The organism is Arthrobacter sp. Y3223151 (genome assembly GCF_059091125.1).
The window spans coordinates 38,293-51,044 of sequence record NZ_JBNHGI010000001.1 but is presented as its reverse complement, the minus strand read 5'-3'; the positions used below and the strand labels follow the sequence as shown (position 1 = coordinate 51,044).

Sequence of the window (12,752 nt, the reverse complement as noted above, 5' to 3'; positions counted from 1 at the left end):
CCGGCGCACCCGCGCATCCCCCGACGAAAGAACGTGATGAACCCCCTGATGAACACCCCTGCACCCGTCCGCGTTGCCGCCTCCGGGCCTTCGGCAGCCAGGCAGCGCCGCGAGGACGCCCGACGCCTTGCCCGGCAGGCGGGCCTGCGCCGGCTGCTCGCGGCCGCCTTGGTCGCCATGCTGCTGTGGCTGTCGGCGGCGCTGACGCTGGCACGCCCGGCCGCGGCCCACGACGAGCTGATCGGATCCACCCCGGAAAACGGCGCCGTCCTCGACGTCCAGCCCGAGAACATCGTGCTGGAATTCAGCGCGAATGTGATGGATATCGGCACCACCACCCAGGTCCTGGACACCGCCGGCACCGACTGGGCCGCCGGAGCGCCGGTGCTCGGCGGCCGTGAGGTCACCATTCCCCTGCAGGACGGGATGCCCGACGGCGACTACCAGCTGGGCTGGCGGGTTGTCTCCAGCGACGGCCACCCGATCGAAGGAACCACAAAATTCTCCCTCGCGGCCGGCGGCACCGCCTCGGCCTCGGCTCCGGCATCCGCAGCCGCAGCCGGCGACACCGCCGAGGCGGCCGGGGAAGAGGACGGCGCCGGCGGCGCCGGACTGTTCCTCGCGTTGGGCGCCGGCACGCTGGCTATCCTGGCCGGACTGGCAGCCTTCGTGATGAGCAAGCGGGGCGGAGGCGCTGGCGGCCGTGGCTGAACGGCTGACCCCTGCGGCTGACCGGCGTCCTGCTGCGATCACCGCCGACGGGATCGGCAGGGGATGGCTCCTGGCCGGTGCTGTCGTCCTCGTCCTGGCGCTGGCGGCAGCCCTACTGTACTCCGGGGCGGCCGCTACCCGCCAGCTCTCCGACCCCGGCGCCTTGACCCGATGGGCGCTGCCGGTGGCCAAGGCCGCCAACAACACCGCTTTGGCTGCCGTCATCGCGGCGCTGCTCTTCGCCGTCGGCATCCTTCCCCGGCAGCTGCGTCCCGGCCGCAGGCCGGGCAACGGCGACCAGGGCCCCGAGCATCCCGCCTTCACGGCCGCGCTGCGGCTGGCCGCGGTCGCCGCCGTCGTCTGGACGCTGGCTGCCATGGCCGTGCTGGTCTTCAGTTTCTCCGACGTCGCCGGGCTGCCCGTCAGCGGGGACGCCAACTACACCGCCGGCTTCATCGGCTTCATGACGGACATCGGGACCGGCCAGGCCTGGCTCGCCATCACCATGGTGGCCGCCGTCGTGGCCACGCTGATCTTCGGGCTCCGCTCCCTCCCGGGGCTGGGGGCCACCCTGGCGCTGGCCACCATCGGCGGGCTGCTGCCGATGGCCCTGATTGGGCACTCGGCCGGCGGCGACGACCACTACGGGGCCGTCAACTCGATCGGACTGCACCTGCTGGGTGCCTGCCTCTGGGTGGGCGGAATCATCGTGCTCGCGGTCATCTCCGGGACGCTGGGCACCAAGGACATCACCGGGCAGGTGCTGCGCCGCTACTCATCGCTGGCGCTGATCAGCTTCGGCCTGGTGTTCTTCTCCGGCATCATCAACGCGTCCATTCGGATCACCTCACTGGACCAGCTCTCCAGCCCCTACGGGGTACTCGTGGTGATCAAAGCCCTCGCCACGCTGCTGCTGGGGGCCATCGGCCTCATGCACCGGCAGTGGATCATCCCCGAACTCGGAACAAAGTCCGGCAAGCGCGTCCTGTGGCAGCTGATCACAGTGGAACTCCTCATCATGGCCGCGGTGTTCGGCGTGGCCACGGCGTTGGCCCGCACCGCGCCGCCCACGCCCGAGGAACTGCCGCCGGACGCGTCCCCGGCACGCATCCTGACCGGTTACGAGTTGCCGCCGGAATTGGTCGGGAGCAGCTGGCTGACCGTCTGGCGGTGGGACTGGCTGTGGGTGACGTTCGCCCTGGTCACCGGCATCGCCTACCTGGTCGCGGCCGTCAGGCTGCGCCGGCGCGGAGACGGCTGGCCGGTGGCCCGGACCATCAGCTGGATCGTCGGCTTGCTGGCGCTTACCTATGTCACGTCCGGGGCGCCGGCAGTCTACGGGATGGTGCTGTTCAGCGCGCACATGCTGGACCACATGGCCCTGACCATGGTGGTGCCGCTGTTCCTCGTGCTGGGCTCGCCGGTCACGCTGGCGCTGAAGGCGCTGCCGCCGCGCCGCGACGGCAGCAAGGGCCTGCGCGAATGGATCCTCTGGCTGGTGCATTCGAAGTATTCCGCGGTCATCACCCATCCGCTCTTCACGGCAGCAAACTTCGCCGGCTCGATCATCATCTTCTACTACTCGCCGCTGTTCGGCTTCGCCTTGCGCGAGCACGTGGGGCACGAGCTGATGAACCTGCACTTCCTGCTCACCGGCTACCTGTTCATCCTCTCGATGATCGGCCAGGATCCGCTGCCGCGGCGGGCGCCCTATCCGTTGCGGCTGTTGCTGCTGTTCGCGACGATGGCCTTCCACGCATTCTTCGGCGTCGCCCTGACCAGCTCCACGGCCCTGATCCAGGCCTCCTGGTTCGGCAGCATGGGACGCGAGTGGGGACTGCCGGCCATGGACGACCAGCAGCTCGGCGGGGCCATCATGTGGGGCATCGGGGAAATACCCACCCTCTGCATCGCCGTCGGAGTGGCCATTGCCTGGTCGCGGTCGGACGCGCGGGAAACAAAGCGTAAAGATCGTTCGGCCGATAGGAATAACGACGCCGAACTGGCGGCTTATAACGATATGTTTGCCAAGATGGCCCGGCAGGATGCACGCTTGGTCCCGCCGGGGGCAGCACGGCCTGCCGCCGGGTCCGGCACGGACTCCGGCGACCATGAACTTCCGACAACCACCACCGGGCAGCCGCCCGTTCCGGAACCGGATGACGCCGGCCGGACACAAGGAGAAACCAGATGACTGAGGCAGCCGACACCATCCGCAGCAACTACCGGGTCCGTGCCTCGGACCTGGTGGGGCGCAACTGGCTGAACACCGGCGGCAAGCAGCTGGGGCTGGAAGACCTGCGGGGCAAGATTGTGCTGCTGGACTTCTGGACCTTCTGCTGCATCAACTGCCTGCACGTGCTGGACGAGCTGAGGCCGTTGGAGGAAAAGTACAAGGACGTGCTGGTCACCGTCGGCGTGCACTCCCCGAAGTTCGAGCACGAGGCCGACCCCGTGGCGCTGGCGGCGGCCGTGGAGCGGTACGAAATCCACCACCCGGTACTCGACGATCCGGAGCTGGAGACCTGGCAGGCCTACGCCGCCCGGGCGTGGCCGACGCTGGTGGTCGTGGACCCCGAGGGCTACATCGTGGCGCACCTGTCCGGAGAGGGCCACTCTGGCGGCCTGGCGTCGCTGGTGGAAGAGCTGGTGGCCGAACACGAAGCCAACGGCACGCTGCACCGCGGCGACGGGCCGTATGTGCCCGCGGAAACCACCGCCGGCGACCTGCGCTTCCCGGGCAAGGCCATCCCGCTGCCGGACGGCGTCGGTTCCGCCGGCGGGTCCTTCCTGGTCAGCGACACCGGCCACCACCGGCTGGTGGAACTGGCCGCGGACCTGTCGACCGTGCTCAAGACCTACGGTTCGGGCGTGAAGGGCTGGCAGGACGGGCCGGCCGAGGCCGCTCAGTTCAACGAGCCCCAGGGCGTGGCCCTGCTTCCGGAAGGAATCCGCGGGAAGGCGGGCTACGACGTCGTCGTTGCCGACTCCGTGAACCACCGCCTCCGCGGCCTGTCCCTGGCCACCGGCGAGGTGACCACGATCGCCGGCAGCGGGGTGCAGCGGCTGCTCGATGCCGGCTCCCAGCGCACCGCGCCGGGGCTCGCCGAAGCCGGTCCCGGATCCGTGGCGGACGAAGCAGCTTCCGGGGAAGCGCTGGGGGAGGAACTGGCGGAAGCCATCGCATCGGGCCGGGAGCAGCTTCCCGCCGACCCGCTCGCCGTCTCGCTCAGCTCGCCGTGGGACGTCCTGTGGTCGACCCGGTTGGAGGCAGTGGTGATCGCCATGGCCGGCGTGCACCAGATCTTCACCTTCGACCCCGCCTCCGGCGCCGTCGCCATCCTTGCCGGTACCGGGCTGGAAGGCCTGCAGGACGGCGAGGCCACCGCGGCCTGGTTCGCCCAGTCGTCGGGCCTGGCCGAGGACGCGGCGGGAGGCATTTGGGTCGCGGACTCGGAGACGTCGGCCCTTCGCAAGATCTCCTTCGTGGAGGTCAAGGGCGAGCAGCGGGCACACGTCTCCACCGCCGTCGGCACCGGTCTCTTCGACTTCGGATTCCGCGACGGGGAGGCAGCCGAGGCGCGGCTGCAGCATCCGTTGGGCGTGGCCGTCCTGCCGGACGGCTCGGTGGCCGTGGCGGATACCTACAACGGGGCGGTACGCCGGTATGACCCGGTGAGCGGGACCGTCTCCACCCTGGCGCGCGGTCTGGCCGAGCCGTCCGACGTCATGCTGGACACCTCTGCAGTGGCCGGGGGAGGCGAGCCGCTGCTGCTGGTGGTGGAAGCGAACAAGCACCAGCTCGTCCGGCTTCCCGTCCCCCAGGAGGCCCTGAAGGTGGACGAGGGGGCCTCGCAGACGCAGCGGCCCAAGACCGAGGTCTCGGCCGGGCCGCTGGCGCTGACCGTCCGCTTCGCGGCCCCCACCGGCCAGAAGCTTGATGACCGCTGGGGCGACCCGACCCAGCTGAAGATCTCTTCTTCGCCGGAGAACCTGCTGGTTTCCGGCGCCGGCACCTCGGTGGGGCTTGTGCGCGAACTGGTGCTGTCCGACGAGGTCGCCGAGGGCGTCCTGCACATCACCGCACGGGCGGCGGCCTGCGACGGCGAACCCGGCGGCGAGATCCCGGACCATGCCGCCTGCCACCTGTACCAGCAGGACTGGGGCATCCCCGTGGTCATTGGCTCCGGAACGGGCGAGATGACCCTGGACCTGCGCGGGCTGAACTAGGCGGGCGCGCGGCAGGGTCTGACAACGCCGGAGGCGGACAGGACAGCCTGTCCGCCTCCGGCGTCTGGTCAGGAGCGGACTCAGTACTCCACGACGGGGGTCAGGGTCACGTTGCCGTCGATGACGGACAGCCGGCCGGTGAAGCCGAACTCCTGCTCGATCTCCCGCTCGACGGAGGCGCCGGTGAACAAATCGATCTCCACGACGTTCAGCTTCGCGACGCCGGTCAGCGGGCTCAGCACCCAGCTGCCCTTGAAGGGTTCTATCTTGACGTCCGGGTACTTCACGATCGACCAGTTGATGGTGTTGTCCTGGACGCGGTCCATCGCGGCGCTGAACGGGCAGCCGGAGGGCTGCAGCACGCGCTGCTCCGCGCACGAGTCGAGGAAGGCGTTGACCTGGGCGCCCAGGTCCTGAACCAGCTTGGGGGTCGCAGCCGTCGCCAGCGAGAGCCGGGCGTCCTGCGCGTTTTCCGGGCCGGTCAGCACGGATTCCACGACCGGGGCGGCGAAGTAGTCGCTCGCGTAGTGCGCCTCGAAGGTGCCGGGATAGAACACCGCAAAGGAATTCTTGCCGTCCGGCAGCGCCACCCGGGTTCCGTTCAGCGAGGCCTCGTTCTCGTTGATCACGTCCACGCTGATGGTGGGAAGAGTGCTGGGCACGAAGGACCACTGGTTGAAAAAGATCCACGTGGTGCCGGTCTTTTCCAACGTGAACGTCGAGGTGTGCGGCGCCCCGCCAACCGTGTACTGGACGGGCAGGTCCACCTTGTCCTCGCCCGCCGGCACCGGATCGCCGACTTCCAGGTCTTCGATGTCCTCCACCGAGGCCTTGAGCGCGGCGCCGTCGAGCATGGCGGCGTTGGCATCCGGCACGGTGGCGTGCAGCAGACCGAGCGCCGCCCCGCCGTCGCCGTCTTCCAACGCTTTGAAGTACGCCTTCACCTGGTGCTGCGGGCTGAACACGAACGCATTGACCAGCATGATCGTCACGGCGGCAGCGGCCACGGCAAGCATCAGGCACAGCAGCCACGTGGCCACGGTCCTGAGCACTGTCGAATTTCCCACCCGCCCTACGTTACCTGCTGGGGGCGCCCGTTACCTGTTGGCGCGGTTCCACGGATCGGTGTCAGCTGCGTTACATGCCGGCGGCCGGCCGCTCTGCCATAATCGGCCCATGGAACTGGCAACGAAGGACCTCATGCATCTGCGGCGCTGCGTTGAACTGGCGCGTGAAGCGTTGGACGACGGCGACGAGCCGTTCGGTTCGGTGCTGGTCGATGCCGGCGGCACCGTCGTGTTCGAGGACCGCAACCGCGTCAAGGACGGGGACCATACCCGGCACCCGGAGTTCGAGATCGCCCGGTGGGCCGCCAGGAACCTGCCGCCCGGGGAACGCAGGGCCGCGACCGTCTACACCTCGGGCGAGCACTGTCCGATGTGTTCGGCGGCGCACGCCTGGGTGGGCCTGGGACGGATTGTCTACGCAGTGTCATCCGAACAGCTGGGCCGGTGGTTGGCGGAGTGGGGCGTCGGGCCGGCGCCGGTGGCCGCGCTGCCGATTCAGCAGGTGGCGCCTGCCACCGTGGTCGACGGGCCGTCCGGCGAACTGGCGGACGAGGTCCGCGGGCTGCACCGGCAGTACCACCGGGGCTGAGCGCCGTCGGGGATGGTTACTTGACCGCGAACGGCGGGCGCATCAGCCCGTCGTCCACGGACTCCGCCGGATCGGAGCCCAGGTCGACGATCCTGTTGCCGGCGTCCACGTGCACCACCGACGGAACGAAGGACCTGGCCTCGTCGTCGGTCATGTCGGCATAGGTAATCAGGATGACGAGATCGCCTTCGTGCACCAGGTGGGCGGCGGCACCGTTGATGCCCAGCACGCCCGAGCCGCGTTCGCCGGCGATGGTGTACGTCTCCAGCCGGGCGCCGTTCGTGATGTCCACGATGGAAACCAGCTCGCCGGGAAGGATGTCGGCGGCGTCCAGCAGGTCGAGGTCCACGGTCACGGACCCGACGTAGTGAAGATCCGCGTGCGTGACCGTGGCACGGTGGATCTTGGACTTGAACATTTTGCGCATCATCGCCTCCCAGTTTAGTCCCCGCCCCGGCCGCCCCCGAAAGGGTTCCCGATCTGGCCCGCCGCAGGCGGCGGGTCTAGGGTGTACCCACAGGGGGCAACAACCTGCTTCAGCGAGGGCGATCGACGCAGGAGGCATGTGATGAGTTCGGAAATCGGCAGCAGCCGGCAGGACGGCGGGGTGCGGCCGGGCGACGATGTTCCGGCAGCCGCCCGCGCACCGCGGGACGGCGGGACCGAGCCCGCGCAGGCCGACCCTCCGCCGACCGAGGCGATGCCGATGGCGGGCCGGGACCTCACACGCAACGACCCTCCGGAAACGGCCGAGTTCGGCCGCCGGCCCACGGCGGACGGCATGGACCCCGACGCCGCCGGCGGGAGCCCGGATGACGGGATGTACGCCGAGCGGAGCTACCGGGACACCAGCGCCTACCGCCCCGAACCGGCCCTCGACGAGGACTTGCTGTACCAGCGGCAGCACAATGCCTACGGCGGGCTGAGGCTGGGGTCGGCGTTTTTCGGTTGGCTGGCCGCCACGGCGATGCTCGTGTTGCTCAGCGCGGCCGCCGCGGGTGCCGCCGCGGTTTTCGGCCTCGCCAACGAGGCGGACGTGCGCGGGCGGCTGGACAACATCTCCGCCGGCAACGGGCCGGACGCCATGATCGCGGGGGCGGCACTGGCGGCCGGCATCCTGATCGCCTATTTTGCGGGCGGCTACGTGGCCGGACGGATGGCGCGGTTCGACGGCGTCCGGCAGGGCTTCGCGGTCTGGCTTTGGGGCCTGGTCATGGCGGTCATCGCGGGCGTGGTCGGGCTGTCCGCCGGCGGGCTCGGCCTGCTGACGGGACCGGCGCCGGTTATCGACCGCCCCATCGGGCAGTTGGCGGTGCCGGCCCTGGTGGCGCTGGCCGTGGTGCTGCTGGCGAGTCTCGCCGGGGCGCTTCTGGGCGGTGCCGCGGGCATGCACTACCACCGGGCCATCGACCGTGCCGGCTTCGTGCCGGACGACGACGAGTAGGGCGGCCGCTTCCCGCAGGGACGGGACAAACAAAGGCACCCCGGTCCGAGGGGCCGGGGTGCGCAGTGCGGGTGGAGCGGGCGACGGGAATCGAACCCGCGTATCGAGCTTGGGAAGCTAGCGCTCTACCATTGAGCTACGCCCGCACAGGATCCGCCGTGCAGGCGGATCCGGTCAACAACGAAACCGAGTTTACCCCAGTTCTGCGGCTGGCCGGAATTCAGGCCGGCTGGCCGGCCTTGGAGGCTTCCCGTTCGCGGGCTTCGGCGATTTCCTCTGCCCGGGCACGGTTGGCTTCCTCCGTCAGCGCCGCGCCGGCCGAGGCATCACGGGTCAGGTTTTCACCGGTCTCGGGGTCGAACAGGTGCATCTTCCGGGTGTCCAGCCACAGTTCGGCGGAGCGCCCGCCGCGAATCCGGCTGGCGGCATCCAGCGTGACCACGATCTGCGGCCGCAGTTCCTCGGCGTCCATCTCGCTGGCCAGCGAATTCAGCAGTTCCCGCACGGCGGGGTCCGGGTCGAAGTTGATGTAGCCGTACTGCTCGTTGCCCAGCCACTCGGTGTGGGTCAGTTCGGCCATGAACGTGGATCCCCGGTCCTTCTTGTGTTCTTCCACCAGGGAGGCGTCCTCAAAGAACTCGGGCCGCAAACCCGCGAGCACCACCTTCCTGCCTTCGGCCGCCCTGGCCCTGTCACCGGACACGGGGATGTCGCCGATCGGCGTCTTCAGGACGTTGCCCTCCAAGGTGGCCGGGAGGAAATTCATGGACGGCGATCCGATGAAGCCCGCCACGAACAGGTTGACGGGCTGCTCGTAGAGTTCCCGCGGGGAAGCGATCTGCTGCAGCAAGCCCTTTTTCAGCACCGCCACCCGGTCGCCCAGGGTCATTGCCTCGGTCTGGTCGTGCGTGACGTAGACGCTGGTGACTCCCAGCCTCCGTTGCATCTGCGAGATCTCGGAGCGCATCTGGCCGCGCAGCTTCGCGTCCAGGTTGGACAGCGGCTCGTCGAACAGGAAGGCATCGGCCTGGCGCACGATCGCCCGGCCCATGGCCACGCGCTGCCGCTGGCCGCCGGACAGGTTTCCCGGCTTGCGCTCCAGGTGGTCGGTCAGTTCCAGGGTCTTCGCGGCGTCGGTGACGCGCCTCCGGATATCGTCCTCGGTGAACTTACCCTTGGCCAGGCGCAGCGGGAACGCGATGTTCTCGAACACGGTCAGGTGCGGGTAGAGGGCATAATTCTGGAACACCATGGCCAGGTTCCGGTCCCTGGGGGCCTTCTCGTTGACGCGCTCGCCGTCGATCAACAGGTCGCCGGAGGTGATGTCCTCCAGCCCCACGATCATGCGCAGGAGGGTCGACTTGCCGCAGCCGGACGGTCCCACCAGGATAATGAACTCGCCGTCGGCGATGTCGATGCTGACGTCGTTGACGGCGGCGAAACCGTCGCCGTACTCCTTGACGAGGTTCTGCAGCGTGATCGATGCCATGGGATTTCCTTTCCTGCCGCGGGCTCAGCCCTTGACGGCGCCTTGGGTCAGGCCGGAGACGATTTGGCGCTGGAACAGCAGGACCAGCAGCACGATGGGAATGGTGACGATGATGGCCGCCGCGGAGATAGCACCGACGGGGGATTCGAACTGGGAGGCGCCGGTGAAAAACGCCAGCGCCGCGGGAACCGGCCGCGCCGCTTCGGTGGACGTCAGCGAAATGCCGTAGACGAAGTCGTTCCACGCGATGAAGAAGGCGATGATCGCCGTCGTAAAGACACCGGGTGCAGCCAGCGGCACGATGGCCTTGCGGAACGCCTGCCAGGTGGTGGCCCCGTCAACCTGCGCGGCCTGTTCCAGTTCCCACGGGATCTGGCGGAAGAACGCGGCCAGGGTCCAGATGGAGATCGGCAGGGTCAGCGAGAGGTAGGGGATGATCAGCCCGGGCCAGGTGTCATAGAGGCCGACGTTCCGCCAGATGTTGAACAGCGGCGTGACGATCGAGATCACCGGGAAGATGGACACCGCCAGCGCGGTGGTCAGGATGACCTTCTTGCCGGGAAAATCCAGCCGCGCGATGGCGTACGCGCACAGGGTGGCCAGCACGACGGCGATGAAGGTCGCGATCAGCGCGATGCCGATCGAGTTCCGCAGCGAGCTCAGGAACAGCTCCTGCGCCGAGCCGACCAGGATCTGCTCGTAGTTCGAACCCGTCCAGGTGTTGGGCAGGAACTGTCCGGAGGTAAGTTCGCTGGGCAGCTTAAACGAGGTGGCCAGGATGGACGCTACCGGGAACAGCGCATAAATAAGCACCAGCACGGAGATGATGGTCCAGATGACCCGCTCCTTGGTCCGCGACGCTCTCATCACTTGCCTCCTCTCTGGCCGGCGAGGTCCACTTTGAACAGCTTGACGGCGATGAAACAGATCAGCAGTACGCAGACGAAGAGCAGCACGGACACCGCCGAACCCAGCCCGATTTCCAGCCGCCCGATCGAGGTCCGGTAGGCCAGCAGCGACAGCACCTCGGTGCCGAACGCGCCGTTGGTCATGATGAACACGTTGTCGAAGATGCGGAACGCATCCAGCGCTCGGAACAGGACGGCCACCATGATCGCCGCCTTCATGTTCGGCAGGATCACCCGCCGCATCCGCTGCCACCAGGTGGCGCCGTCGACCTCCGCCGCCTCGGTGAGTTCGTCGGGGACCTGGGCCAGGCCGGCTAGCAGCAGCAACGAGATGAACGGCGTGGTCTTCCAGATCTCGCTGGCCATGATCACGCTCAGCGATGTTCCGGTGTTGGCGAACCAGTTCAGGTCGGGATCAATCCCGGGCACCCAGTCGAACCATGAGTTCACGAAGCCGGAGTTGATATCGAACATGTAGAACCAGGCGAACGCAGACACCACGGTGATGATGCCGTACGGAACCAGGATCGCGGTGCGCAGCCAGCCTCGCACCGCCTTCAGCGCCTTGTGCATGACCAAGGCCAGCGCGAAGCCCAGGACGAGTTCGACGACGACGGTCACCACGGTGATCAGCAGCGTGACGCCCAGGTCCCGCCACCAGACCATGTCCGTGAGGATCACGCCGTAGTTGCCCAGCCCGATGAACTCGCGCTCGTCGGGCGCGGTGAGGCGGTAGCTGAAGAGCGAGTCGAACACGGCCTGCAGGATCGGGTAGGCGGTGACGGCCAGCATGATGACGAAGGCGGGACCGGCCAGCAGCCAGCCCAGCCGCCGCTCGGCCTTGGCACGGTCGCTGTACTGCTGGACCGCGCGCCGCCGCCCGGCCCGTCCGGTCCCGCTGGCGGGCTGGGTGGGGATTTCGGTCGAGGTGCTCACAGCAGGTTCTCCCCCCGTAGAACGGAGACGATGAAGTCTGAGGTTTCCTGCGGCGTCGTGGCCGGATCCACTTGCGACGGCGGGGCGAAATTCTGCTGCAGGCTGGTGGAAACTTCGTTGTAGAAGACGGTCTGCGGCCGCGGCGCGGACAGTTCCAGTGATTCGCGGATGGTGTCCGCCATCGGGAAGGACTCCTCGATCCGCGGATCCTCGTAGGCCTCCGTATTCGAAGGCGGGTTGCCGTTGGTGATGAAGTACTCGGCCTGGTTCTCGGGGGTGACGATGCACTCGATGGCCGCGTAGGCCAGGTCGGGATGCTCGCTCGCGGCGCCGACGCCCAGATTGATGCCGCCCAGCGGCGGAGCGGCGGGGTCGGTGTCGTTCATCTGCGGGTAGAGCGTCCAGCCGATGTCTTCGATCAGCGAGGGGTCCACCGTGCCGTCTTCCGCGGCGGTGTTCGTGGCCGGCCAGACGAACGGCCAGTTGACCATGAACGAGCCCTCGTCGCCCTGGAACAGGATCATTGAGTTGTTCTCGTCCTGGGTCGGCAGCCCGGGGCCGCCCAGCCCCTGCCGGCCGATGGTGGAGATGACCTCCGCCGCAGCCGTCCCGGGCTCCCCGGCCAACCCCAGCTCTATCTGGTCGGCGTCCGCCTCGGGGTTCTCCAGGATCTGCCCGCCTGCCGATTCGACCAACGCGTTCAGCCACACGGTCATGGACTCGCCGCGCTGGCCCTGGACGCCCAGGAACTTCTCCTGCTCTGCCGCGGCATCCATCAGCTGCTGCCAGGTGACCGGCTGCGTCATGTCCAGGCCAGCGGCTTCGGCCACCGACTTCCGGTACCACAGCAGTTGGGTGTTGGCCCAGAACGGGACGGTGACCAGTTCGTCTTTCCACGTGGCCCCCGCGAGCGCGCCTTCCACCACGTTCTGCGTGGTGCGCTCCGCAACATCGTCCGGGACCGGCGCCAGGAACCCGGGCTCGGCCAGTTCGGGGATGAACGGCGGGTCCAGGCTCATGATGTCCAACGACGAATCGCCGGCGGCAAGGCGCCGGGCAAGCTGCTCCCGCTGGGAGGCCGCGTCATTGGGCAGCAGCGACGTCTCGATCCGGTACTCGCCGTCCGCCTGATCGGTGCACAGCTCGGCGATCGTCGCCTGCCCGCCGTCGTCGGGGTTGATGTACCAGGTTAGGGTGGGGGTTCCATCCTCGGGGCTGCAGCCCGCCAGCAGCGTGGCTCCCAGCGCCAGCGTCACCGCCGCCCCCAAGCGGGCTGTCGCGCGCCGGCGGCGCCGCCGGTTTTCGTCCTTGGGCATCGGCATGAGCCTCCCATTCTGGTAGACGCACTGGCCGCCCGGCTTCCGTTGCGCTTTGTGCC

Annotated in this window: 11 protein-coding genes and 1 tRNA gene; 5 read left to right on the top strand and 7 right to left on the bottom strand. The window is 68.4% G+C overall.

Annotated features, from left to right (window positions below; translation table 11 throughout):
* The first annotated feature begins 48 nt into the window (after positions 1 to 48).
* From AC5RUP_RS00240 to AC5RUP_RS00230, 3 genes are read left to right on the top strand one after another with little or no spacing between them, the layout of a single operon-like run.
* Positions 49 to 711: a copper resistance CopC family protein gene (locus AC5RUP_RS00240; protein ID WP_494158182.1), complete on the top strand. Its 663-nt coding sequence runs from the start codon at positions 49 to 51 to the stop codon at positions 709 to 711.
* On the top strand, positions 704 to 2,905 hold the full coding sequence (locus AC5RUP_RS00235; protein WP_494149925.1) for a bifunctional copper resistance protein CopD/cytochrome c oxidase assembly protein: 2,202 nt from the start codon (positions 704 to 706) through the stop codon (positions 2,903 to 2,905). Before AC5RUP_RS00240 ends, AC5RUP_RS00235 begins: the two co-directional genes overlap by 8 nt.
* Positions 2,902 to 4,941 (top strand): NHL domain-containing thioredoxin family protein, encoded by a 2,040-nt coding sequence (locus AC5RUP_RS00230; protein ID WP_494154464.1) that lies wholly within the window; start codon positions 2,902 to 2,904, stop codon positions 4,939 to 4,941. Before AC5RUP_RS00235 ends, AC5RUP_RS00230 begins: the two co-directional genes overlap by 4 nt.
* Positions 4,942 to 5,021: 80 nt before the next feature.
* On the opposite strand, the gene AC5RUP_RS00225 is transcribed toward AC5RUP_RS00230, so the two are convergent.
* Positions 5,022 to 6,008 (bottom strand): hypothetical protein, encoded by a 987-nt coding sequence (locus AC5RUP_RS00225; protein WP_494064954.1) that lies wholly within the window; start codon positions 6,006 to 6,008, stop codon positions 5,022 to 5,024.
* Positions 6,009 to 6,117: 109 nt separating this feature from the next.
* Between AC5RUP_RS00225 and AC5RUP_RS00220 the strand changes: the two genes are divergently transcribed.
* Entirely contained in the window at positions 6,118 to 6,597 is a 480-nt protein-coding gene (locus tag AC5RUP_RS00220; protein WP_494154465.1) for a nucleoside deaminase, read from the top strand.
* 16 nt (positions 6,598 to 6,613) lie between these two features.
* Here the strand turns inward: AC5RUP_RS00220 and panD are convergent, their stop codons facing one another.
* A complete protein-coding gene (panD, locus tag AC5RUP_RS00215; protein ID WP_494064952.1) occupies positions 6,614 to 7,027 on the bottom strand; it encodes an aspartate 1-decarboxylase in 414 nt (137 codons plus the stop codon).
* Positions 7,028 to 7,165: 138 nt separating this feature from the next.
* Between panD and AC5RUP_RS00210 the strand changes: the two genes are divergently transcribed.
* Positions 7,166 to 8,041, top strand: coding sequence for a hypothetical protein (locus tag AC5RUP_RS00210; RefSeq protein WP_494158181.1), 876 nt, complete (start codon positions 7,166 to 7,168; stop codon positions 8,039 to 8,041).
* Between the two features lie 72 nt (positions 8,042 to 8,113).
* On the opposite strand, the gene AC5RUP_RS00205 is transcribed toward AC5RUP_RS00210, so the two are convergent.
* From AC5RUP_RS00205 to AC5RUP_RS00185, 5 genes are all read right to left on the bottom strand, one after another.
* Positions 8,114 to 8,187, bottom strand: a tRNA-Gly gene (locus tag AC5RUP_RS00205).
* Positions 8,188 to 8,261: 74 nt separating this feature from the next.
* Entirely contained in the window at positions 8,262 to 9,530 is a 1,269-nt protein-coding gene (locus AC5RUP_RS00200) for an ABC transporter ATP-binding protein (RefSeq protein ID WP_494153888.1), read from the bottom strand.
* A gap of 24 nt (positions 9,531 to 9,554) precedes the next feature.
* Positions 9,555 to 10,397, bottom strand: a complete 843-nt coding sequence (locus AC5RUP_RS00195) for a carbohydrate ABC transporter permease (protein WP_494012903.1) — start codon at positions 10,395 to 10,397, stop codon at positions 9,555 to 9,557.
* Complete coding sequence (locus tag AC5RUP_RS00190; RefSeq protein WP_494065503.1) at positions 10,397 to 11,356, bottom strand: carbohydrate ABC transporter permease; 960 nt, start codon at positions 11,354 to 11,356, stop codon at positions 10,397 to 10,399. Before AC5RUP_RS00190 ends, AC5RUP_RS00195 begins: the two co-directional genes overlap by 1 nt.
* 14 nt (positions 11,357 to 11,370) lie before the next feature.
* The gene (locus tag AC5RUP_RS00185; protein WP_494153887.1) at positions 11,371 to 12,690 is read right to left on the bottom strand and encodes an extracellular solute-binding protein; all 1,320 of its coding nucleotides are present in this window, start codon (positions 12,688 to 12,690) and stop codon (positions 11,371 to 11,373) included.
* Positions 12,691 to 12,752: the final 62 nt, after the last annotated feature.

Bases quoted from the DNA above. Each gene is read 5' to 3' on its own strand.
- AC5RUP_RS00240 (WP_494158182.1), top strand. From the start codon at position 49: ATGAACACCCCTGCACCCGTCCGCGTTGCCGCCTCCGGGCCTTCGGCA.
- AC5RUP_RS00230 (WP_494154464.1), top strand. From the start codon at position 2,902: ATGACTGAGGCAGCCGACACCATCCGCAGCAACTACCGGGTCCGTGCC.
- AC5RUP_RS00220 (WP_494154465.1), top strand. From the start codon at position 6,118: ATGGAACTGGCAACGAAGGACCTCATGCATCTGCGGCGCTGCGTTGAA.
- panD (WP_494064952.1), bottom strand. From the start codon at position 7,027: ATGATGCGCAAAATGTTCAAGTCCAAGATCCACCGTGCCACGGTCACG.
- AC5RUP_RS00210 (WP_494158181.1), top strand. From the start codon at position 7,166: ATGAGTTCGGAAATCGGCAGCAGCCGGCAGGACGGCGGGGTGCGGCCG.
- AC5RUP_RS00200 (WP_494153888.1), bottom strand. From the start codon at position 9,530: ATGGCATCGATCACGCTGCAGAACCTCGTCAAGGAGTACGGCGACGGT.
- AC5RUP_RS00195 (WP_494012903.1), bottom strand. From the start codon at position 10,397: ATGAGAGCGTCGCGGACCAAGGAGCGGGTCATCTGGACCATCATCTCC.
- AC5RUP_RS00185 (WP_494153887.1), bottom strand. From the start codon at position 12,690: ATGCCCAAGGACGAAAACCGGCGGCGCCGCCGGCGCGCGACAGCCCGC.